The sequence below is a fragment of the Allobaculum stercoricanis DSM 13633 genome (genome assembly GCF_000384195.1).
Taxonomy (GTDB): Bacteria; Bacillota_I; Bacilli_A; order Erysipelotrichales; family Erysipelotrichaceae; genus Allobaculum; species Allobaculum stercoricanis.
In genome coordinates this window covers 1,555,288-1,577,566 of the sequence record NZ_KB913034.1, presented here as the reverse complement: position 1 = coordinate 1,577,566, position 22,279 = coordinate 1,555,288, and the positions used below count along the sequence as shown (strand labels likewise).

General features: G+C 37.4%; 19 protein-coding genes and 1 tRNA gene. 15 read left to right on the top strand and 5 right to left on the bottom strand.

Going from position 1 to position 22,279, the window contains the following annotated elements:
• Window positions 1–687 precede the first annotated feature (687 nt).
• From ALLST_RS0107260 to ALLST_RS0107235, 6 genes are read left to right on the top strand one after another with little or no spacing between them, the layout of a single operon-like run.
• Window positions 688–1,665 carry an SIS domain-containing protein gene (locus ALLST_RS0107260; RefSeq protein WP_019893470.1) on the top strand — a complete coding sequence of 326 codons (978 nt, stop codon included), beginning with the start codon at window positions 688–690 and terminating at the stop codon, window positions 1,663–1,665.
• A gap of 15 nt (window positions 1,666–1,680) precedes the next feature.
• On the top strand, window positions 1,681–2,343 hold the full coding sequence (locus ALLST_RS0107255) for an HAD family hydrolase (protein ID WP_019893469.1): 663 nt from the start codon (window positions 1,681–1,683) through the stop codon (window positions 2,341–2,343).
• Window positions 2,344–2,358: 15 nt separating this feature from the next.
• The gene (locus ALLST_RS0107250) at window positions 2,359–2,766 is read left to right on the top strand and encodes a PTS sugar transporter subunit IIA (protein ID WP_019893468.1); all 408 of its coding nucleotides are present in this window, start codon (window positions 2,359–2,361) and stop codon (window positions 2,764–2,766) included.
• 13 nt (window positions 2,767–2,779) lie between these two features.
• Window positions 2,780–3,244, top strand: a complete 465-nt coding sequence (locus tag ALLST_RS0107245; protein ID WP_019893467.1) for a PTS sugar transporter subunit IIB — start codon at window positions 2,780–2,782, stop codon at window positions 3,242–3,244.
• A 30-nt stretch (window positions 3,245–3,274) separates the two neighbouring features.
• Entirely contained in the window at window positions 3,275–4,024 is a 750-nt protein-coding gene (locus ALLST_RS0107240) for a PTS mannose/fructose/sorbose/N-acetylgalactosamine transporter subunit IIC (RefSeq protein WP_245553767.1), read from the top strand.
• Between the two features lie 4 nt (window positions 4,025–4,028).
• On the top strand, window positions 4,029–4,853 hold the full coding sequence (locus tag ALLST_RS0107235; protein WP_019893465.1) for a PTS system mannose/fructose/sorbose family transporter subunit IID: 825 nt from the start codon (window positions 4,029–4,031) through the stop codon (window positions 4,851–4,853).
• A gap of 65 nt (window positions 4,854–4,918) precedes the next feature.
• Here the strand turns inward: ALLST_RS0107235 and ALLST_RS0107230 are convergent, their stop codons facing one another.
• Window positions 4,919–5,671: a GntR family transcriptional regulator gene (locus ALLST_RS0107230; protein ID WP_019893464.1), complete on the bottom strand. Its 753-nt coding sequence runs from the start codon at window positions 5,669–5,671 to the stop codon at window positions 4,919–4,921.
• Between the two features lie 480 nt (window positions 5,672–6,151).
• On the opposite strand from ALLST_RS0107230, the gene eno reads away from it, so the two are divergent.
• On the top strand, window positions 6,152–7,495 hold the full coding sequence (gene eno / locus ALLST_RS0107225) for a phosphopyruvate hydratase (protein ID WP_019893463.1): 1,344 nt from the start codon (window positions 6,152–6,154) through the stop codon (window positions 7,493–7,495).
• A gap of 390 nt (window positions 7,496–7,885) precedes the next feature.
• Window positions 7,886–8,578 (top strand): hypothetical protein, encoded by a 693-nt coding sequence (locus ALLST_RS0107220; RefSeq protein ID WP_019893462.1) that lies wholly within the window; start codon window positions 7,886–7,888, stop codon window positions 8,576–8,578.
• Window positions 8,579–8,687: 109 nt separating this feature from the next.
• On the opposite strand, the gene ALLST_RS10455 is transcribed toward ALLST_RS0107220, so the two are convergent.
• The gene (locus tag ALLST_RS10455; RefSeq protein ID WP_019893461.1) at window positions 8,688–9,599 is read right to left on the bottom strand and encodes a phosphatase PAP2 family protein; all 912 of its coding nucleotides are present in this window, start codon (window positions 9,597–9,599) and stop codon (window positions 8,688–8,690) included.
• Window positions 9,600–9,749: 150 nt separating this feature from the next.
• A complete protein-coding gene (locus tag ALLST_RS0107210) occupies window positions 9,750–11,066 on the bottom strand; it encodes a class II D-tagatose-bisphosphate aldolase, non-catalytic subunit (RefSeq protein ID WP_019893460.1) in 1,317 nt (438 codons plus the stop codon).
• A 259-nt stretch (window positions 11,067–11,325) separates the two neighbouring features.
• Between ALLST_RS0107210 and ALLST_RS0107205 the strand changes: the two genes are divergently transcribed.
• A complete protein-coding gene (locus ALLST_RS0107205) occupies window positions 11,326–12,096 on the top strand; it encodes a cytidylate kinase-like family protein (RefSeq protein WP_019893459.1) in 771 nt (256 codons plus the stop codon).
• 5 nt (window positions 12,097–12,101) lie between these two features.
• Window positions 12,102–12,884: a tyrosine-protein phosphatase gene (locus ALLST_RS10450; RefSeq protein ID WP_019893458.1), complete on the top strand. Its 783-nt coding sequence runs from the start codon at window positions 12,102–12,104 to the stop codon at window positions 12,882–12,884.
• Between the two features lie 119 nt (window positions 12,885–13,003).
• On the opposite strand, the gene ALLST_RS0107195 is transcribed toward ALLST_RS10450, so the two are convergent.
• A tRNA-Glu gene (locus tag ALLST_RS0107195) sits at window positions 13,004–13,079 on the bottom strand.
• Window positions 13,080–13,414: 335 nt separating this feature from the next.
• Here ALLST_RS0107195 and ALLST_RS0107185 point away from each other — a divergent pair.
• Window positions 13,415–15,499 carry a sodium-translocating pyrophosphatase gene (locus ALLST_RS0107185; protein WP_019893456.1) on the top strand — a complete coding sequence of 695 codons (2,085 nt, stop codon included), beginning with the start codon at window positions 13,415–13,417 and terminating at the stop codon, window positions 15,497–15,499.
• A gap of 277 nt (window positions 15,500–15,776) precedes the next feature.
• Window positions 15,777–17,309: a transglutaminase domain-containing protein gene (locus ALLST_RS11350; protein WP_083922027.1), complete on the top strand. Its 1,533-nt coding sequence runs from the start codon at window positions 15,777–15,779 to the stop codon at window positions 17,307–17,309.
• 170 nt (window positions 17,310–17,479) lie between these two features.
• Here ALLST_RS11350 and mnmE read toward each other — a convergent pair whose 3' ends face one another.
• Window positions 17,480–18,826 carry a tRNA uridine-5-carboxymethylaminomethyl(34) synthesis GTPase MnmE gene (gene mnmE / locus ALLST_RS0107170; RefSeq protein ID WP_019893453.1) on the bottom strand — a complete coding sequence of 449 codons (1,347 nt, stop codon included), beginning with the start codon at window positions 18,824–18,826 and terminating at the stop codon, window positions 17,480–17,482.
• Window positions 18,827–18,998: 172 nt separating this feature from the next.
• On the opposite strand from mnmE, the gene ALLST_RS0107165 reads away from it, so the two are divergent.
• From ALLST_RS0107165 to ALLST_RS0107155, 3 genes are all read left to right on the top strand, one after another.
• Window positions 18,999–19,601: an L-threonylcarbamoyladenylate synthase gene (locus ALLST_RS0107165; protein WP_019893452.1), complete on the top strand. Its 603-nt coding sequence runs from the start codon at window positions 18,999–19,001 to the stop codon at window positions 19,599–19,601.
• A gap of 172 nt (window positions 19,602–19,773) precedes the next feature.
• On the top strand, window positions 19,774–21,723 hold the full coding sequence (gene lysS / locus ALLST_RS0107160; protein WP_019893451.1) for a lysine--tRNA ligase: 1,950 nt from the start codon (window positions 19,774–19,776) through the stop codon (window positions 21,721–21,723).
• A 284-nt stretch (window positions 21,724–22,007) separates the two neighbouring features.
• Window positions 22,008–22,247: a hypothetical protein gene (locus ALLST_RS0107155; protein ID WP_019893450.1), complete on the top strand. Its 240-nt coding sequence runs from the start codon at window positions 22,008–22,010 to the stop codon at window positions 22,245–22,247.
• The last annotated feature ends 32 nt before the right edge of the window (window positions 22,248–22,279 follow it).

Genomic DNA, 22,279 nt, shown 5'->3' with positions numbered 1-22,279 from the left:
GAAGGTCTTCAATCCATGGAGGATATCTTTTCAACTATTTCAGAGGTTTTCCATGATACATGTATACGAATTGCTCAGTGCCGATTGGCATGCTGAGTGATGTGAGAGGGATTTAAATGGACCTTACTCGATTATCAGTAGACGAATTAGAAAAAATAGAATGCTCAAAAGTTTAGGGAATACTGCAAGGAGAAGAGAATGTACAACTGGATTTGTGTGAAAACGCTTTGTTTTATGTAGGAATAATGAATGATATCGAAGAATCAGGGGTGATTACAATTATTTACAGAAAACGAATGAAATTATTTACATAAAATGTTGAAAAATGAAAATGACTGATTAAAATACTAAATCATTAATCGTTGATCGGAAGGAGTAGCTGTTGGAAGGTCTAAATAGAGCTATAGTTTGGTGAAATATAGCGACTGAAAAACAGTGAACGTGTCCGTGAGGTTGGGGGTGAGAAAGCGGTGGAGCAAATCCGTTGATCCTACAAAAAGACCAATATTGCTTTAAATAAAGAAAAAATGCTTGATTTAACTATGCAGTGAAGGTAGATCCTAATCATTTTGTTGCGAACGAAAAAAGATAAAAAAAAGAATAGAAAACGCTTGCAATAAAAAGAACATATCATATATAATGATCATGTAAGGACAGATAATGATATATAATCAATTTGGAGGGTTTATGAGAGACTTACACGAAAATCAAATTAAAAAAGCGGTTGAAGCAGTTGCGAATAGAAAGGAGGTTAATGAAGTATATTTTGTAGCTTGTGGTGGTTCTCAAGCAGTGCTTATGGCAGGGCAGTATTTGTTTGATAAAGAAAGCACAATTCCATCTCATGTTTATACAGCTAATGAATTTGTGTATGATACACCAAAAAACTTAAATGAAAATTCAGTAGTAATTTCTTGCTCACATTCAGGAAATACACCTGAAACTGTTGAAGCAACAAAATTAGCTCGTGAAAAAGGAGCAGTCACAATTTGTTTATCTAACTTAGAAGGTTCTCCACTGTGGGAAGCAGCTGAATATCCAGTTCATTATGATTGGGGAAAAGATGTTAGCGATTCTGATAAAAACAAAGGAATCTTATATGGGTTATTGTTTAGCTTACTAAATGTATTAGCACCAAATCCTAAATGGGATGTTTGTCTTAAAGAATTAGAAAAATTAACAGAATTGAGCAACGCTGCGAAGGAACAATATGCGCAAGACGCTAAAAACTGGGCAAAAGCGCAAAAACGTGATCCTATCATTTATACGATCGGTAGCGGTATCAACTATGGTGAAGTTTATTCAACAGCAATGTGCTGGTTTATGGAAATGCAATGGATTAATTCTGGATGCATCCATTCAGGGGAATATTTCCACGGACCATTCGAAATCACAGATTACGATGTACCTTTCATGTTAGTTAAGAGCATGGGAAATACTCGTCACTTAGATCAGCGTGTTGAAGATTTTGCGACTAAATTTACTGATAAATTATTAGTTTTAGATCAAAACGATTTACAGTTAGATGGTGTTGCTCCTGAAGCAAAACAATACATCGCAGCAATTCTTTCCGGTGTTGTAATTCGTCTGTTTGTTGAAGCTATCGCATTCGAAAGAGGTCATTCATTAGATGTTCGCCGCTATATGTGGCAAATGAGCTATTAATCGCAGGAGGGAAATATGTCACTGAGTCTGGTGATTTTTGATGTAGATGGTTTGCTACTTGACACCGAAAGGGTGTGGCAAGAAGTATGGATAGATGTTGCAAAAGAATATTCACCAGATATAGCCGGCAAATCACTTTTTAAGAAAGTGGTTGGATATAGCGGTGAATCAGTTGGACAAATTTTACATCAAGAACTACAGGGGCACTGTACACCTGAAGAGTTTCTTGAAACAGCCCGTGAAATTGGATTGGAAAGACTTAGAAAAGAACTCAGAGTTAAGCCTGGCGTTTACGAAATTCTCTCGTTTTTGAAGAAAAATAAGATCCGTATGGCTGTAGCAACTTCAACTTCTCGTTTGTTGACAGAGGAGAGGTTAAAGCGAGTTGGTTTATATTCCAATTTTGATTGTATATGTTGTGGAGATGATATCTGTAACAAGAAACCATCTCCCGACATCTATCTAGAGGTCTTGAAGAAGACAGGAACAAACAATAAAGATGCTTTAGTTTTTGAAGATTCAAAGGTGGGAATAACGGCAGCTTATCGTGCGGATATTCCTTGCATTTTGATCCCGGATTTAATAGATCCTGATCAAGAACAAATCAAAATGGCCAAGCAAGTTCTTCCAAGTTTGAATGATGCTATACCGTTTATTGAACAAATGATGAAAGAGTAAAATAGGTGAATGTTTATGAGAGATGACTTTGATATTTTGATGGTTACACATGCTGAGTTATCAAAAGGATATTTTAGTGCGCTAAAACTGATTTTAGATATTGATGAAGCTGACCTAGAAACTGTTTCTTTTGAAGAAGGAGAACCTCTTGATACATTCTCTGAGAAACTTAATGTAATCATTGAAGATAAACATAAAAGCAGAAATATGGTTATCCTAGTCGACTTACCTGGAGGTACACCAGCGAACATGGCAGCTCCATTTATGTCAGAATCAAGAAAATTGGTGGCAGGAGTAAATTTACCATTTGTCTTGGAATTAATGATTGCAAAGAAAAGTGGGACTTCGTGGGATGAATTAAATATTGACAGTATAATCAATAATGCCAAAAATAGTTTGGTATTCTATAACAAATTATTATAGACGGAGGAAAATTATGATTAAACTTGTGCGTGTTGATCACCGCTTATTGCATGGCCAAGTGATTTTTTCTTGGACTAAGCAGCTATCTGTAGACTATATCATCGTTGCGGATGATAAAGTTCCTAACGATCCAATTAGCGTTATGGCTTTGAATATCGCTAAACCTGTTGATTGTGAATTAAGCATTATTCCATTTTCACAATTGAAACGATTAGTTGAAGAAGAAAATAGCAAAAACATTATGATTTTGGTTAAAGGACCTGAAGAAGCGCTAAGACTAACAAAAGAATTACCAGATGTAACGGAAATTAATTTTGGTGGCGTGGCGAAAAAATCAGATTCAAAACAATATGGAAAAGCAGTTTTCTTAAACGAAAAAGAATTAAAAGCAACACAAGAACTCATTGCAGAAGGCAAAAAAATATATGTTCAAATGGTTCCAACATCACCAGTAGAGAATGTTGATTTCAGCAAATAATAAAACGATATAAATGATTAAAAAGAAAGGATGAGTAGTATGCTAATTGAGGCTATATTACTAGGATTAGTTGGCGTTATCGGCGTAATCGATTCGAGATTAATCGGACGTCAGAATATTGGTCGACCTCTGATCCTCAGTTCCTTAGCAGGGTTAGTGTTAGGCGATCTAACAAAAGGGATTACACTAGGCGCCTCGCTAGAATTGATTTCAATGGGATTTGTTTCTATTGGGGCAGCGGGTCCACCTAACATGCAATTTGGCAGTATTATCGCAACAGCATTTGCAATTTTATCTGGTGCATCAACTGAAGAAGCACTTACAATTGCGATTCCTGTAGCGGTTGCGGGTGAATTCTTAAGTATCATCATGAGAATGGTTATTGCTCAATTTTCTCACATCGCCGATCGCGCGATTGAAGACGGAAAATACAAAAAGGCTATCCATATTCACTTGTGGTGGTCATTTATCTTTAATGCTTTAGTTTATTTTATCCCAATTTTCTTAACGATTTATTTGGGTGCTGATTTGGTTGCAAGTCTAGTAGAACAAATTCCAGAAGTGATTACAAACGGCTTAACTGTAGCTGGAAATTTATTGTCTGCTTTAGGGTTTGCTATGCTATTGAGCTCAATGCTATCCAAGAAAATGTTCCCATATTTTCTTTTAGGGTTCCTGCTAGTAGCTTATTCAGGACTTGATCTGATCGCCATTACGTTGTATTCAGGTATTTTGGCATTTATCTTAGATCGAGTGATCTATGCTAAAAAGGAGGCGTAATCTTATGGAAGAAAACAAAAATAACCAAATAACAAAAAAAGATTTGCGTCGAGTATTTTTACATTCGTTGACGATCATGTGTTCCTGGAACTATGAACGTCAAATGCATATGGGCTTTATGTACGGAATGGCTCCTGTTCTCGATAAATTGTATAAAAACGATGAGAAAAGAAAAAAAGAAGCCTATCAGCGCCATATGGAATTCTTTAACTGTACCCCTCAAATGACTCCATTCATTATGGGATTGGCTGCTTCTATGGAAGAACAAAATGCAAATTCTGAAGAGGGTGAGTTCCAAACTGAATCTATTTCCATGATCAAAACCAGTCTTATGGGACCGTTTGCTGGTATCGGGGATAGTTTCTTCCAAGGTACATTGAGAATCATTACGTTCGGTATTGGTTTATCTTTCGCGCAACAAGGAAGTATTTTGGGGCCAATTTTAGCAGTAGGTTTATTTGCCATTCCTTCGTTGCTTGCAGCGTATTATGCGACATTCTTAGGATACAATTCAGGGAATAAGTATTTAGCAAAACTCTATCAAGAAGGCTTGATGGATCGTGTCATGCATTTTGCCTCTATTGTGGGATTGGCAGTTATTGGTGGAATGGTAGCAAGCATGGTTAATATCACTACACCATTACAGTTCCAAACAGGGGGTACACAACTTGTTTTACAAGAAATGTTGGATACCATCTTCCCTAAATTATTACCGCTAGTTTTTACTCTAGGTATTTATACACTGATTCAAAAGAAAGTAAATACGAATGTTCTGTTGATCGGAATCATCGTTACTGGATTAATTACAAGCGCTATTGGAATTTTGTAAAAATCATTCTAGATAAAAGTCCACAATTAGAAATTCAATGTTCTAGTTGTGGACTTTTTAAGTTTTTAGGATTTGATTTTTTCATTCGTGGTCGTTGTATCATTATTAAAGACTACATAAGTGATTCGATCGCAACGAATTGTTGTTATAGAGTAGTGGATCGGTTTATTATTTTCGTCATAGCTGATTTTATTGATATAAAATAAAGGATCTCCGATATTACATTTCAATATATCTGCTTGATGACTGTTTGCACTAATCCCGTTGATTTCTAAGACAGAGTTTTTAGGTTTGATCGCATATGATTCCTCTAAAATTTGATAGAAAGAACGATTGTCATCTAGTTTTGTGATAAAATCGGGAAATTTATCATTTTCAAAATAAATCTTATCAAGTGCCATGGGTTCATTATCTTCCCATACAAGTCTTTCTAAATAGACTGTTTTTGTATCCATTGGAATCGACAATTTATCAGAAATATTTTCATCTGCATTCAGAAAAGATGCTTGAATTACTTCATTTTTTGCTGAATGCCCTTTCGTTGATAAAACTTCTTTGAATCCTGAAGTTTTATTTAAAAGTAGTTTATCTTTTTGGTAAGTAACAAAAGTGCCTTTTCCTTGAACTTTTTTAACAAAACCTTCATCAGATAACTTTTGTATAGCTTTTCGTATTGTAATTTTACTTACTTCATATTGCTCACTCAGTACATTTTCTGTAGGCAGTTTTTCGCCTGGTTTATATTTTTTGGATAGAATGTTGTTTTTTATATCAGCCTCTATTTGTAAATATAAAGGCTTACTACTATCTAAATTCATCTGTTTCCTCCGTTATAATCTTTGGCACTATAGATTTTAACATATTATATAATCATTTATTTGTGGATAATAAAAGTTGAAAAAATGAATTGATTTGTCAGAAATTATAATGGTGTTTTCGGGTTAAATCTGCTTTTTACTCAATAAAACGGTTCGTTTGTGTTGTTGGATTTAAGTTTTTGGTATCAAGTTTCCGAGAGAAAATTAAATACCATCAAAAATTGTTTTTTAAATTGAATTTATAGAAAAAGAAAAATTAAAATGATGACTGTTCTTTGAGATGTTTTGAAAACGAATCTAGCTTGAAATCACTTATAGTCAAAAAGAAGCAAACATCCCTTAAAAAACGGTATAAAATCTCGTAAGGTAAGTTACCTTTTACAATTAGCTGAAAATATATAATTGCGTGAATGACAGTAACGAAAGACCTTGTTGATGTGTTATAATTTTTCAGTAAAGAAGGCAAAGGAGGATATAGACATGCCTATTATTACAGATGTTTACGCACGTGAAGTCCTTGACTCTCGTGGAAATCCAACTGTAGAATGCGAAATCACAACTGAATCTGGTGCTTTTGGACGCGCTATGGTACCAAGTGGTGCTTCTACTGGTGAAAGAGAAGCTCTTGAACTTCGTGACGGAGACAAAACTCGTTACCTCGGTAAAGGAACAACTAAAGCTGTTGACAATGTAAATAACATCATCGCTCCAGCTATTATCGGTATGGATGTAACTGATCAAATTCTGATCGATAAAACTATGCTTGAACTTGATGGTACAGATTTCAAATCTAACCTCGGTGCAAACGCTACTTTAGCAGTATCTATGGCTGCTGCTTGGGCTGCTGCTGACTACTATGGAATTCCTTTCTATAACTATGTTGGTGGTGCTAACGCTCACGTTATGCCAGTTCCAATGTGCAACGTTATCAACGGTGGAAGCCACGCTGACTCCACAGTAGACTTCCAGGAATACATGATCATGCCAGTAGGTGCTACTTCTGTGAAAGAAGCTGTACGTATGTCTGCTGAAGTATTCCACAACTTAAAAGCTGTATTAAAAGCTAAAGGTTACAACACTAACGTTGGTGACGAAGGTGGATTCGCTCCTTCCTGCAAAGACGGAAACGAAGAACCATTAGAATTACTTGTTGAAGCTACTAAAAAAGCTGGTTACGTTCCAGGTAAAGACATCATGATCGCTATGGACGTTGCTGCTTCTGAATTCCACAACCACGAAACTGGTTTATACGAACTCAAAAAATCTGGCGGCGGAAACAAAACTTCTGAAGAAATGATCGAAATGTACAAAAACTGGGTTGAAAAATATCCAATCATTTCTATCGAAGATGGTCTTGGTGAACGTGACTGGGACGGCTGGAAAAAACTTACAGACGCTCTTGGTAAACGTATCCAATTAGTTGGTGACGACTTATTCGTTACAAACCCAAAAATCCTTGCAGAAGGTATCGAAAAAGGTATTGCTAACGCAATCTTAATCAAAGTTAACCAAATCGGTACATTAACTGAAACATTCGATGCTATCGAATTAGCTCAGAAACATAACTACACAACTGTAGTTTCCCACCGTTCCGGAGAAACTGAAGATTCCACTATCGCTGATATTGCTGTTGGTACAAACGCTGGACAAATCAAAACTGGTTCTTTATCCAGAACTGACCGTATCGCTAAATACAACCGTTTAATTCGTATCGAAGACGAATTGAACAAACGTGGAACAGTTTCTGTTGCTCAATACCCAGGTGCAAAAGCTTTCTATCAGCTCGATATGGATGCTGTAGAAGCAGACATGGAAAAACAGTAGTCTAATTCACTAATTCTTTACAAATAATTAAAAGATCGAAGAGAAATCTTCGATCTTTTTTTTTGAGGAAAAGGGTCAAAATGTATTGTCTAATCGGGATAAAAAAATATCTTAAAAGCACATTTTGTTCAAAAATCTAATGAAAAAATAAACTTTTTAGAAATATTTTCATTTATGGAAACGCATGCATTTTGCGCTTACTTCTTTCATTTTCATATGTAAATACGCTTTATCTATGGAAAAAGATTGGAAAACGCCCGAAAACTTGAGCATATTCTAGAATCTTGCTATTCTAATGCAGGTATTTCCAAAAAACGCTTTATATATAGTATTTCAGGAAACCTCATTATTAAGTTCAGAAATGCTTAATAGCTGAAAGGATGACAAAGAATGAAAAAACGAATAATGGCAATCGCATTTGCTGGATGCATCGGGCTAAATAGCGTACCAATTTTCGCAATGGGCAATTCAGAATCTTACTGTCCGGCTGTTCAAGCTGCTCAAATAGAAGTAGTAAATGAGCAAGTTTTTATCGAAGAAGCTTGTGTGGATATCGTTGATGAAATGAAACCAGATGTACTTGCTGTTTTAGACAAAAGCGCAAAACAACAAGAAAGATATGATACAGCTTTAGCAAAAGTTAAAGGGGTTCAATTATCAGAAGATGATTTTATTCGAGAAATTGCAACGATCGAAGAAATTCTTGAAGAAGAAGGAAATGAAGAAATAAAAGATCAGTTGAGTAATGTTTTACAAACTCCAGATCTTGGCTATGAATATGATGGTTCAGTGCTTAACCGCGTCAATGGCGTCAATTATGGACCATCAGGAAAAGAAACATATTATAACTTGCCAATGGGCGGAGTAGTTAAAATTATGCGCTCTATGGGCAATAAAGATCCATATTGGGTACGAGAAGATGGTGTGAAAATGTTAGGTGATTATGTCATGGTTGCCGCTCACTTACCAACTCGTCCTCGCGGATCACTCATTATGACTTCACTGGGGATGGGGATTGTTTGTGATACTGGAACATTTGCTTTAAGTAATCATCAACAACTCGATATTGCGGTCGCTTGGTAATATAAAAAGCGAACGATTCAAACAGATAAAAATATTCAATAAGAAAAGAAAAATCCTGGCTATGAGTAATTGCTCTTGACCAGGATTTTTTAGTATTCATCGATTTGTTTTATTCTAAATCTTCTTCATATTCATCATCATAATACTCATCTTCATCTGGATTTTTGCGGGTGAGTTTGAATGCCCAACAACAAATCGCAAATAAAAGATAAGTAATCGCAAAGCCAGCACAAACATCACTTAAAAAGTGAGCGCCTAAAACCATACGGCTGGCCATGGTGGCGATGGATAAAATTGAAGCAATGATCATCGAAAGATGAACGCTTCCTTTATTGGTGAAGATTGGAATTAAAGCCCATAAAAATAGGCAAGCAACGGATTGAGAATGTCCAGAAGGGAAGGAGCGGAACATATCTGAATTCGCACTCATTACATTTGGGAATTGTTCAGCAATTGAACGAGCGGGTTTATACCAAGGACTAAATGGCACATCCGTATACTGTTGAATCAAAATGTAGCGCGGTCTAGACCAAATTCGTTTTGTGACTTGAACGATAAGGATCGAGCCGACACAAACGATCAGTAAAATCACAATACATTTAATTTTGTCTTCGACTGTCGCTTTACGCATCAAGAAAGCATAAAGTAAGGCAGGAAGTGTGCTGATCAATAAACCAGAAATCCAAGCAAGAATCCAACCAAAACGTAACTCATCCATGAACGAGTCAGCCATGTAGATGGGGCCGATGGCAAGGAAGACAAAGCCAATGAGCCATCCTAAAATCCAATATTTGCCATTGCGGAAAATATCGATTGTCAAAAAGCCAGCAGCACCAAGTCCCCAAAAAGCCGGAACCGGAGAAACAGCAGCAAAGATTTGAGCCCAATTCGCTTGTGGATCAAAAATCCAAGATGCTAAACGCAAGTCGAGGAATACTCCTGCAGCTAGACCAGCTAAAGCTAACAAGAGCAAAGAGAATAACCACCCATTGGGGATTCGTTTTTCATAATATTTTTCCATGAGTCTATGTTACCAAAAAAATCATAAAAGCTCTCATTTTGCGAAAATTCGCTAAGAAATAAATATAGATTTCGTATCGGGAATAAGAAATGACCCCGATCTGCAAAGGGGGGATCGGGGTCAAATTAGAAAGGAGTGTATATATAAGGATTAAAGTTCGTTTTGATGAGTCGCAAAGCGGTATTCATCGATTGTGTTTTTCACGCGATCTTTAACTAATTCAGCTGGATCGTTTTGAAGAACACCTTCACGTACTTTTGTATATTGCATTGGCATGAATTGAGATAATGCAGCAAGGTTGATACCTTCTTTGCGCAAGTTTTCAAACATTTTATCCATTGCAGCTTTTACTTCTGGATTTGGCATGTAGTAACGAGAACGATCGGAGAATGAGAATTTACGTTTGAACCATAATTCGTTTTCGTTACCATGGTAGTGTTTAGCCCAGTTCTTTGGTGTTTCTAACATTGCTTTTTCTAAAACGTCGATGAAGTGGCTTGTTTCATCTTCACGTCCGTGGAACATATTTTCTTCGATATATGCTAAAGAGAAAAGAGCTTCACGAGCACCATAAGTTAATCCTGGACCAACTTTTAATACGCCTACACCGTCTTCAACGAGTTCGCGTAATTTGTATTTTGTTTGATAGTCAGTGGAGTGACCTTCGAAGACGATATTTGGGAATTCTTTAATGCTTGCCATTAATTCAGCTGCTTTAGCACGATCATATTCAGTGCATCCAGCATCTTTTTCTTCAACACCTGGTTGAACAACAACAGCGATAACATCTTTCCAAGTTTCTTCTAATCCTTGGTCTTTAAATGCTTTTTCGAAAGTAGCAACTGTGTTTTTGAAGTCTTCAACACGTGTAACTTGCATACCGGAATTGTCTCCAGTCGCTCCACCTGGAATAGGGACTTCAGAACCAACGATGTAAACTGGACGAACAGCATTTGGATCTTCTTTTAATAATTCTTGATAAGCATCTTCACAAACACGAGCGAGTTCAGCACCACGTCTAGCGATTGTTTCATCACTTAAACGTTCGTTTGGATCATCATCAGCAACTTTCATACTAGTGTCGATGTGGATTTTTGTGAAACCAGCTTTAACATAGTCATGAACTAATGTGCGGGCATAAGCCATTGCTTCAGCTTCTGGAAGATGAGCAACAGTCAATGGACCTAAGTGGTCTCCACCTAAATAAATTTTAGCTGGATCACAACCGATTTCTTTTGCTTTAGCAAGAACGAATGCTTTAAAATCAGCTGGTGTCATTCCAGAATATCCACCGTTTTGGTCAACTTGGTTTGCAGTGGATTCGATCAAGCATACTTCATTATGATCACGAGCTTCTTCAAGTACGGCTTCAATAACGAAAGAGTTAGAGGAGCATGCAGAGTAAATTCCAACTGGATTCCCTGCTTTTTGGTATTCAACAATATGTTTTAATGAGTTTTCAGGCATAATGACCTCCTAAGATTATTTTAAGATAACTATATAAAATGTATTTGTAAAAATCGGCAATTAAATGTTTAAAAATAAGCAAAACAGACAAATTAAGGGGATTTGAAAACTAGAAAGACTAAAAAAAGGAAAAATAACATTTAATGAAAAATCAAGGCTAGGTTTCGACTAGAGATGATGTACAAAAAGCTCTTTGTTCATTGTCTTTTTATGACATGTTAATCTATAGATAGGATCATTTGGCTTGGAGAGATAAAGTATGAGCAATAAAGAACAGCAATTGATTATTGTGATGGACCGCGAATTTGGCAGTGGGGCAAGACGAATTGCGGATCTACTTGGTGTGCAGTTACAAATTCCAGTGTTTGAAAAAAATATTCTTCAAAAGCTGGGCGTTAGCCACCATGATGATGTGCAAGATTTATATTATGAAGACAATGGGACATCATGGAGTGTTGGTAAAAAAAGATCGAAAATCAATGGGGAAAAGCATGAGGAGGATAACCTCATGGAAGCGGATTTGGCAGCTAAAGAGTTTGGCATGATCCATCGCTTAGCAAGTGCAGGGGAGTCTTTTATTATTATTGGCCATTGTGCTGAAGAAGTGCTTCGCGATTTTGATTGTGTTGTTTCAGTGTTTGTCACGGCAGATGATGCATTTAAATTAGAACGCGTGATGCAAGAAGACGAGTCATTAACTGTAGAACAAGCAATGACCAAGATGAAACGACATAACTGGAAACGCCAAAATTATCACGACAGCTATAGCGAAAATAAATGGGGCTATTCAACGAATTACGATTTATGTATCGCTTCTGACAAATTGGGATTAGCAAAGTCGGCTATATTCATTTTGGAATATTTAGAATTACGCTTTTTACCGCAAGTCTCTTATCATTTAAATAAACCAAAAGAAAATCACCATGCCTTGGCAACGTTGGAAGAAAATGTGTTAGAAAGTGAAGAAAAGATTCGTCACCAATTCGAACAACTTCAGCACGAGGCAATGCAAGAAGAAAAGAAAGAGTAAAGATTATGAAAGAAGTTAGTGTTTTTCTCGATTTAAAATCTATTCACAATTTACGTGATTTAAAAGGAATTCCCACAAAAGATGGCCGAGTGATTAAAGAAGGAAGTCTACTTCGTTGTGGCCATTTAGGCAAAGCAACAAAAGAAGATTTAGAAACGTTACAAGCCATTCCGGTAAGCGACGTGATCGATTTTAGAACAAGTTGGGAAAAACAAGAGATGCCAGATCAAATCATTGCTGGCAGCACGTATCACGAATTACCCATGTTTGACGAATCAAAATTATCGTCTATTCAAAACGCGAAAGAAATTCAAGAAGTTGTCGCAAAAAATCCAATTGATGCAATGGCTATGGTGTATTCCGAAACATTGACCAATCCGCATTCTATCGAACAATGGAAAGTATTTTTCAAGATTCTACTCGAAAGCAAAGGGGCAGTGTTGTTCCATTGCACACAAGGAAAAGATAGAACCGGTTTAGGGGCAATTTTGATTGAGTCTTTACTTGGAGTTGATCCAGCTATGATCTTTGATGATTACATGCAGACGAATTTATATCTTGAAAAACAAGAAAATGTGGATAGTAAAGCTGTTCAAAGTGCACTTCATGTCGATCATTTCGAGCAAGAAGGAAGTGTGAATCCATTTTTATGCGTTTGCCCACAGTATTATCAAACGGCGATGAAGGTAATTGAAGACCATTGGCAAAATGTCGATCACTATCTTGAACGAGTTTTAGGCATTGATGCCAACATGAAAAAACAAATTCAAGATAAATTTCTAAAATAAAATCGAAAAGTAATGAAAAGAGCAGATCCTAGCGCTGTCATGAATTAGACGGGCGAGGATCTGCTCTTTTTGTTTCGAAAAAAAGTCTTCATCTTTTCGATGAAGACGAAATATGCAACTGGTAGCGCGTACGGGATTTGAACCCGTGTATACAGCCTTGAGAGGGCTGTGGCTTAACCGCTTGCCGAACGCGCCATGTCTAATGAAAAATATAGCACAACCCGTTTAAAACATCTATTTCTTGCACCATGTTTTGTCGGTCATAATCAGGTAAATCATAAGGAAATTAAAGAGAAAAATAAGGGATTTAATTTTTGTAAAACAGACAAAAAGCAAGAAGAAATATTCATTTATCACGAAAAAGTAAGGGTTTTCCATAATTTGCTCAATTAGCGTCATAAAACGCACAAAAACAAGATAAACCGCTTACATTCGAGATGACTTGTTAAAAAATAAACAAAATTCAGCGTGATAAGTGTTATCTTGAAAGAGACATTGAAAGGAAAATTGAAAGAGAAAGGAATAAAATTATGTTTGTTTTCAATATGGAGACCGTTTTATTTATCATCATGATTATTGCTGCTTTTGCACTCTGTTATGCAGCAACACTTTATGGCTCCGTAAAAAAAGAAAGCTCAGGGAATGAGAGAATGACTGAGATTTCCCAGTTCATTCATGAAGGTGCAATGGCCTTTTTAGCTCGCGAATACAAAATTATCATCATTTTTGCGATTGTCGTTGCCATATTACTAACAGCCTTAGGCTTTGTCCCTTCTTTAAAAGGAATTGATGGCGTAGGTTGGAGTGGTGCTGTCTGCTTTTTAGTCGGCGCACTGTTTTCTGGCTTAGCTGGTTTTATAGGCATGAAAGCTGCAACAAAAGCCAATGTTCGTACAGCGGAAGCAGCTCGTGCTAATGGTATGCCTTCCGCATTACATGTTGCCTTTAACGGTGGTTCCGTTTTAGGAATTTGTGTTGTGGGATTTGGATTATTTGGTTTAACGGGATTATTCTTATTATTTTCATATATTTACGGTTCTGTTGAAGAAGCAGTACCTGTTGTAGCCGGTTATTCTTTAGGCTGCTCCATGATCGCATTGTTTGCTCGTGTCGGTGGTGGAATTTATACGAAAGCAGCCGATGTCGGTGCCGATTTAGTTGGTAAAGTAGAAGCAGGGATTCCGGAAGACGACCCAAGAAACCCAGCGGTGATTGCCGATAACGTTGGGGATAACGTCGGGGATATTGCCGGAATGGGGTCTGACTTAAATGAATCTTATGTCGGATCTTTAGTCTCTTGCATCGCTTTAGGATTAACGGTTGTGATCAATGGGGAAAGCTTTGGTATGCAAGCGACTTTATTCCCATTCGTCATTGCGGGTGCCGGAATTATTGCCGCTGTTTTAGCACAAGGTTTTGTTCGCATGCGAAAATGGGAAAACCCACAACGCGCATTAAATATTGCAACTTATGTTGCCACAATTATTGAATTGTTGTCCGCTATGGCCGCTTCGTTATGGTTGTTTGGAACAACAGGCCCATTCTTCTCAGTGGCAACAGGATTAATTGTGGGTATGCTTTTAGGAAAAATCGCAGAAATTTATACGTCTGAAGATTATCGAAAAGTTCGTGAAATTGCTTCCGAATCCGAAACAGGTCATGCGACGAATATCATTTCCGGATTCTCCGTGGGCATGGAATCGACGGCTTTAACGGTTATTGTTTTAGTTTTAGGAATTACATTAGCTTACTTATTTACAGGGATGTATGGTATCGGTTTAGGTGCTGTCGGAATGTTGTCCACTTGCGGTATTACCGTTTCTGTCGACGCTTATGGTCCAATTTCCGACAACGCTGGTGGTATTGCCGAAATGTCCGATTTAGACCCAGGTGTTCGTAAAATTACAGATCACTTAGACTCAGTAGGAAATACAACAGCTGCAATTGGAAAAGGCTTCTGCATTGGTTCTGCGGCTTTTACTGCCCTTGCCATGATCGTTGCTTTTGCGCAAGCTGCAGGGTTAGAAACCGTTTCGTTATTAGAACCTGGTGTATTAGTTGCCTTGTTATTTGGTGCAATGTTGCCATTCTATTTCACCGCATTAACAATTCGTTCTGTTGGTCGTGCGGCAAACAAAATGATTGAAAACGTACGTGCTCAGTTTAAAAATGATCCTGGTATTTTAGCGGGTACATCGAAACCAAATTATATCGAATGTGTTGATATCTCTACTCGTGCGGCATTACACGAAATGATCGTTCCCGGACTGATTGCTTTACTCTCCCCAATTTTAGTAGGATTGTTCTTAGGTACAGAAGGTCTTGGTGGCATGTTATTAGGTGGACTTGTTTCCGCGATCATGCTTGCGGTATTTATGGCCAATGCTGGTGGGGCATGGGATAATGCCAAAAAATATATCGAATCAGGCGAACATGGTGGTAAAGGTTCTGAAGCACATAAAGCAGCTGTCACTGGTGATACAGTCGGAGACCCATTTAAAGATACAGCGGGTCCAGCTATGGATATCTTGATTAAATTGATGTCCGTTATTGCTTTAATTATGGCTCCAGTTCTCGCGCAAATGACGCCATGGTTAAACTTCTTATTCCATTAAGAAAATAAAAATCAATTTAAATTCCAAAAGGTCTTGATCCAAGTTTTGTCTTTGATCAAGACCTGTTTTTTCTTTGGCTTTTTCAAGGATCTAGCATCAATACGCAAAAGAGGTCAAAATAAATGAAATAGAATGGTAAAATCAAATCAACAAAGGATAAATTTGACTCACAACCCCATCCTTCTTGAAGGAGTATTTTGTATAAAGTGGCAACGAGTCGAATCAAAAACAGAAAGGAAAATCTTTAAATCATTATTGAATTTAAAGATTAAGGATCATGATGCATAAAAATTCTAAACGTCTTTTAAGTGCAATGATGGCGGCATCGATGAGTTTATCGGTGGTTTCACAAGCAGTCTTTGCCCAAGATTTCGAAACGGTTGAAGAAGTTGAAACAGTCAATGACGCAAATAAAAATGGACCAGGAAAACCGCTTGTCCCTAAAAAAAGCACAGTCTATGAACTGAAATCTAACTTAGCTGAATTGGATAAATTAATTGAACAATATCCAAATGAGCAAGCATATAAAACCCAAAAACAAGAAGTGGAATCGATTTTAAAACGATATGAATCCACACCTGTATACCGTTTGTATAACCATCATAATGGTGAACACTTATATACAAGTGATGCGGTTGAACGTGATGCTTGTGAAAAATTAGGTTGGAAATATGAAGGTGTCGGTTGGTATGCCCCAGTGAATGTTGGTCTTGAAGTCTATCGTCTTTACAATCCAAACGAAGGAGATCATCACTACACCACTTCTATTGAAGAACGTGATGCATTAGTGAAATTTGGTTGGAAATATGAAGGTGCAAACTGGAAGTCTATGGAAACAGATGATGTCAATGCGCATCCAATTTATCGTCAATACAATCCAAACCAATATTCCGCAAACCATAACTATTCTCCAACTGCAAATGAAAGAAGAACCCTTGTTTCTTATGGTTGGAAAGATGAAGGAATTGGCTTCTATTCTTTAGCAAACTACTCAGCAGTACAAGATGCAAATGGAACGAAGTTCTATGACAATGATGCAATGAGTCAGCTCATTGGATGGAACGAAATTTATGGGGATCTATACTATTTCGATCCAACAACAGGATATGTCACAACAGGTGAAGCACAGATCGAAGGGAAGTATTATTACTTCGATGAAAATGGCACAGTCTTAAAAAATCCTCAAGTAATCAATGGTGAAAAACATTATCTTTCCAGTGAAACAGGGGAAGCTTTAACGGGCTACCAAGTTTTAACAAGCCGTCAAACAGGAAGTGGACCACGAATTGTTTATTTAAGCCCACAAGGTACAGTCATGAAAAATCATGAAGTGGATGGCATGCAATTTGATGGAAATGGGGACAAAGTCAATTTAACAACAGCTGAAGCGTTATTACTCAACGACATGAAAGTCTATGATGAAGCGGGACGGAGTCTTGAAGGCGTTTATGATTGGGTTGTTAAAAACGTTGCCGATACAAAACAAGCTCCAAAATGGCCAACTCCACCAACAGATATTTCCGTGAACGATTATTTAGCAATGGAAGGTTTTGCGAATCGTAAAGGGGATTGTTATGTCATTGCCGGAACATTTGCCCAATTAGCGACTGATTTAGGATATGCGCCAAAGTTAGTTAAAGGGGCCCTTAAAACAGTATCTGGCCAAACAGAACATTGTTGGGTTGAAATTACAATCGATGGCAAAGAATATATCTTCGATCCATTCATGAATGCGAATGGTAAAAACTTCCCTAAAAACTACTGCTACAAACAAGATAAAAACAATTCAACATTCGTTTATGTTCGTTAATCTAACTTGCAAACAAATGATTTGAATAAACAATAAAACAAAAACCCTTTTAACCAGACTCGAAATCACAAAACGAGATTGGCTTAAAAGGGTTTTTGTTCATTTAAAAAGATAGAAACAATCGATCCTTCTTGAAATCAAGAAGAATCGATTGTTGATGGATAAATTTGTTATTTTCCTAAGCAGAAATTGGAGAAAAGAGTATCTAATAAATCTTCGCGATGAACTTCTCCTAAAATTTCTTTTAAATGGTCATGGCTTGCAACTAAATCAATTTCAATCAAGTCAGTTTCGACGCCATCGAGCATCGCTTGTTTGGCATTTTTTAAATCTTGAAGGGCAAGTTCAAGTAAACCGATTTGTCGTTCATTGGATAAGCGTGGTGTCCATTGAAAAGATGGGGTTTCAAATAAGTTGGCTAAATGATTGGATAGAGCATCGACTTCTTTATTTAATGCGCTAATGGAAATCGCTTGGGCAAAGCGTGGATCACTTAAATCAATTTGGGCAGGTAAATCGTCTTTATTCAAAAGAATAATTCGTTTTTTATTCTCCGTTAAGCTTAATAATTCTTCGTCTTGTGGATCTAAAGGACGAGAACGATCGAGAACTAATAAGACAAGATCGGCTTTATCAATGGATTGGCGACTTTTTTCAATCCCGATTTGTTCGATCCGATCCGCTCCATCCCGAATTCCGGCTGTATCAATTAAGTTTAATAAAAATGGTCCAACATGAATGCGTCCTTCAACTAAATCGCGCGTTGTTCCCGCAATTTCCGTGACAATCGCTTTGTCTTCATCGAGCAAAGCGTTGAGCAAGGAACTTTTCCCGACATTTGGTTTTCCCGCAATAACGGTGGAAATGCCATCTTGGATCATGACCCCTTGTTTCGAGCGTTTGAGTAAATCGCGCATTCTTTCTAAAAGGGAATCGGCATGCGGTAAAAGTAAAGAGGCAGTAAGTTGAACGGCATCTTCATACTCAGGGTAGTCAATATTGACTTCGATATTCGCAATTAAATCCATTAAGTCATCAATTAGCGGTTCTAATAAGTTTTTGATTTCGCCTCGAATGGAATGAATCGCTTGAATACGGGCAGTATCACTGGAGGCTTCAATCATATCTTCGACCGCTTCTGCTTGCGAAAGATCGATGCGTCCATTTAAAAAGGCCCGTTGGGTAAATTCACCTGGATTGGCTAGTCTTGCTCCATGACTTAAAACAAGTTCTAAGACTTTACGGGTTACAAGTGGTCCACCATGACAGTTAATTTCAACGCAGTCTTCCATCGTATAGGAATGAGGGGCTCTAAAGACGCTGACTAAAACTTCATCGATGGGTTGATCTTCCTCGAGGATAAAGCCGTAATTGAGGGTGTAGTTTTTAGCTTGCGATAAATCTTTTGAAAAAATAGAATTGGCAATCGAAATCGCATCTTCACCAGATAAGCGAATGATCGAGATCGCTCCAGCAGCAAGTGGAGTGGCGATTGCCGCAATCGTATCATGAAACACAAAATCGCTCCTTTCTTATCGTGAAACAAAGTGTTTTTGGCTACTTTGTAAAATACATAGAGATACAATTCAAATTTTGATCTTGTCTGTAGACAAATAGATCTGAAATTTCCTTTATAATATCATTGTACGAAAATCAAATTTATCTTTGGAATAGAAATCAGGTTTAACAATGAAAGAATATCAAGAAAGTCAAATCAAAGAAATGGCTGAAGACTTCCAACAAGGAGCAGTCATTGCTTTTCCAACCGATACGGTTTATGGAGTCGGATCAATTTATGGAGATCTCGATGCGCTCAATCGTTTGAAAATGATTAAGCATCGCCCCGAAACAAAGCCGATTCCCATGATGGCTTCACGTTTAGAAACGTATGCGCCTTATGTCAAACTCAGCCCAATGGCGCAAAAAATTGCGGATGCGTTTTTACCGGGACCTTTAACATTAATCGTAGAACTAACAGACTTTGCGAATCGTGATTTTTTTAATGGAAAATCCACAGCCGCAATTCGCATTCCGAATGCACCAACGCTATTAAAAGTGATGGATTGTCTCGATCGACCTTTAATGGTCTCTTCTGCAAATGTGTCCGGTGAACCAGCAGCTTTAACGAAACAAGAAGCGATGGCCATGTTAAAAGAATTAGATGGAATTCTCGATGGCACTTGCCATGAACTACAAGCATCGACCATTGTTGATTGTACGCAAGACAAACCAAAAATCTTGCGGGAAGGTCCAATTACGCTTGCGCAAATCGAAGCGGCTTTAGAAAAATAAGCGCTTTTCAAACAACGAGAAACGACATGTTTACGATTGTTTGACACCGTGAATAAAACTCAATATTCTTATACAGATAGACACTTGAAAAATAAATCTTTCCATTCATACGTCTATACATAAAGGAAAGATTTTTTTGAATACATGCGCTTGGCGCCAAGAAAGGAATGTCATGTCGAACAATAAACAGCCAAAATTGACTGAACAAGAACGCGTTAGACGTCAGAAAATGCAAGACTTGATCGAGATGGGAATTGATCCATTTGGACAAGCTTACCATCGAACACATAAGACAGGGGATATTTTACCTGTTTATGGTGACAAAACTAAAGAAGAACTAGAAGAGATGCAAGTTCCTGTTAAGGTAGCAGGACGCATTATGACCAAACGTCGTATGGGAAAAGCGGGATTCATGCACATCCAAGATTTAGAAGGCAGAATTCAGATTTACGTACGTAAAGATACAGTTGGGGAAGAAGTTTACGAATTATTCAAGAAAAATGATATTGGAGATATCGTAGGGATCGAAGGAACTTTGATGAAAACAGATCACGGAGATATCGCAATTCGTGCTTTAAAATACACTCACTTAACGAAAGCGTTACGTCCATTACCAGAAAAATTCCATGGTTTAACAGACGTGGAAGAACGTTTCCGTCGTCGTTATGTTGACTTGATCATGAACGATGAATCTCGTCGTATTGCGATCACACGTCCACGTATTATCCGCGCCATTCAACGTTATTTAGATCAACAAGGTTTAATTGAAGTTGAAACACCAGTATTGAATACAATTCTTGGGGGAGCAGCTGCACAACCATTCATTACGCACCACAATACATTAAATATCGATATGTATTTACGTATTGCGACTGAGTTGAACTTAAAACGCTTAATTGTTGGTGGACTTGAAGGGGTTTATGAAATTGGCCGTTTATTCCGTAACGAAGGAATGGACCAAACACATAACCCAGAATTTACAACAGTAGAAGCTTATGTAGCTTATTCTGATCTAGAAGGCATGATGGATTTAATCGAAGGATTATTCCGTTATGTTGCAAGTGAAGTACACAACACGCTACAAATCACTTACCAAGGAACAGAAATCGATTTATCTAAACCTTTCCGTCGTGTAAAAATGGCTGATGCGGTAAAAGAACAAACAGGTATCGATTTCGATGCAATTACAGACTACGAAGAAGCGAAGAAACTTGCTTTAGAACATGAAATCGAAGTAGAAAAGAAACACAACTCTGTGGGTCACATCCTCGATCTGTTCTTCGAAAAATATGTAGAAGATACATTAGAACAACCAACTTTCGTTTACCATTACCCAGTAGAAATTTCACCATTAGCGAAGAAAAACAAAGATGACGCACGTTATACAGACCGTTATGAATTGTTCATTAAAGGAAAAGAATATGCCAACGCATTCTCCGAATTGAACGATCCAATCGACCAAAAAGAACGTTTCGAAAATCAGTTAGCACTTCGTGAATTAGGTGACGACGAAGCAAACGATATGGATATCGATTACGTTGAAGCACTTGAATATGGTCTTCCACCAACGGGTGGTGTCGGATTAGGAATCGACCGTTTCGTGATGTTCATGACAGATCAAAGCTCCATCCGTGAAGTTTTATTGTTCCCAACAATGAAAACTTTAGATGGTACGAAAAAGAAAGCTGAACCTAAAAAAGAAGTTGCAGCACCAGCAGAAACTGTTGAAGCAGCACCAGCAAATATCGATTTCTCAAATGTAAAAATCGAACCAATCTTTGAAGAAATGATCGATTTTGAAACATTCACAAAATCCGATTACCGTGCGGTGAAAATTTTAGCTTGTGAAGCTGTACCAAAATCTAGCAAGTTACTCAAGTTCACATTAGATGATGGTGAACGTAAAGACCGTGTCATCTTAAGTGGAATTCACGAATACTACGAACCAGAACAATTAGTCGGTAAAACTTGCATTGCGATTGTGAACTTACCACCAAGAAAAATGATGGGTATCGAATCTGAAGGTATGTTGATCTCCGCTGTTCATGAAGAAAATGGACGCGAAGGTTTAAACCTTTTAATGGTTGATGACAAAATCCCAGCAGGCGCAAAACTGTACTAGATCAAAATAGATTCATCAGTTCAAGGATGAATATTCATGATAATAAGAGCACTTCTTAGAGTTAATCTGAGAGGTGCTTTTTTCATTTGTAAAAAGGCGATATGAAGGTTATATGGCTGAAAAGGTAAAGTGCCAGGTGTAATTATCGATAAATAAGCGGCATACGAAATAAGAGAATTTTGGAATACATAAGAAGTTAGGATTGACATAAGAGATAGAAAAGCATTTTTTAATCTAAAAGAGTGGGAAATCCCACATAAACACTTGAGTAGGAGGTGTTGGTTATGGAAGCAATGAAAGATTATGTTGCCCATTTGGATAATAAAAAAAGAATTACGCTTAGAGGTGCTGCTTATCAATACTATAATGTAAAAGAATACGAAAATGGTTGTATTATTTTGGAACTTCGACAACTCGTTGTGCCAGAAGGAATTTCGGCTAAAACTCTATCAGATATGGATCGTGCAGTGAGTAACTTCAAGAAAGGTGATATTTCTCCAGCTATTGACCTGTCAGATTTTTAAAAGGTTATGCATAGATGAATTGAGTAAAAATA

What these genes read in the sequence shown, in the direction of transcription:
- ALLST_RS0107260 (WP_019893470.1), top strand. Translation starts at nt 688, where the DNA reads ATGAGAGACTTACACGAAAATCAAATTAAAAAAGCGGTTGAAGCAGTT.
- ALLST_RS0107255 (WP_019893469.1), top strand. Translation starts at nt 1,681, where the DNA reads ATGTCACTGAGTCTGGTGATTTTTGATGTAGATGGTTTGCTACTTGAC.
- ALLST_RS0107250 (WP_019893468.1), top strand. Translation starts at nt 2,359, where the DNA reads ATGAGAGATGACTTTGATATTTTGATGGTTACACATGCTGAGTTATCA.
- ALLST_RS0107245 (WP_019893467.1), top strand. Translation starts at nt 2,780, where the DNA reads ATGATTAAACTTGTGCGTGTTGATCACCGCTTATTGCATGGCCAAGTG.
- ALLST_RS0107240 (WP_245553767.1), top strand. Translation starts at nt 3,275, where the DNA reads ATGAGTAGTATGCTAATTGAGGCTATATTACTAGGATTAGTTGGCGTT.
- ALLST_RS0107235 (WP_019893465.1), top strand. Translation starts at nt 4,029, where the DNA reads ATGGAAGAAAACAAAAATAACCAAATAACAAAAAAAGATTTGCGTCGA.
- ALLST_RS0107230 (WP_019893464.1), bottom strand. Translation starts at nt 5,671, where the DNA reads ATGAATTTAGATAGTAGTAAGCCTTTATATTTACAAATAGAGGCTGAT.
- eno (WP_019893463.1), top strand. Translation starts at nt 6,152, where the DNA reads ATGCCTATTATTACAGATGTTTACGCACGTGAAGTCCTTGACTCTCGT.
- ALLST_RS0107220 (WP_019893462.1), top strand. Translation starts at nt 7,886, where the DNA reads ATGAAAAAACGAATAATGGCAATCGCATTTGCTGGATGCATCGGGCTA.
- ALLST_RS10455 (WP_019893461.1), bottom strand. Translation starts at nt 9,599, where the DNA reads ATGGAAAAATATTATGAAAAACGAATCCCCAATGGGTGGTTATTCTCT.
- ALLST_RS0107210 (WP_019893460.1), bottom strand. Translation starts at nt 11,066, where the DNA reads ATGCCTGAAAACTCATTAAAACATATTGTTGAATACCAAAAAGCAGGG.
- ALLST_RS0107205 (WP_019893459.1), top strand. Translation starts at nt 11,326, where the DNA reads ATGAGCAATAAAGAACAGCAATTGATTATTGTGATGGACCGCGAATTT.
- ALLST_RS10450 (WP_019893458.1), top strand. Translation starts at nt 12,102, where the DNA reads ATGAAAGAAGTTAGTGTTTTTCTCGATTTAAAATCTATTCACAATTTA.
- ALLST_RS0107185 (WP_019893456.1), top strand. Translation starts at nt 13,415, where the DNA reads ATGTTTGTTTTCAATATGGAGACCGTTTTATTTATCATCATGATTATT.
- ALLST_RS11350 (WP_083922027.1), top strand. Translation starts at nt 15,777, where the DNA reads ATGATGCATAAAAATTCTAAACGTCTTTTAAGTGCAATGATGGCGGCA.
- ALLST_RS0107165 (WP_019893452.1), top strand. Translation starts at nt 18,999, where the DNA reads ATGAAAGAATATCAAGAAAGTCAAATCAAAGAAATGGCTGAAGACTTC.
- lysS (WP_019893451.1), top strand. Translation starts at nt 19,774, where the DNA reads ATGTCGAACAATAAACAGCCAAAATTGACTGAACAAGAACGCGTTAGA.
- ALLST_RS0107155 (WP_019893450.1), top strand. Translation starts at nt 22,008, where the DNA reads ATGGAAGCAATGAAAGATTATGTTGCCCATTTGGATAATAAAAAAAGA.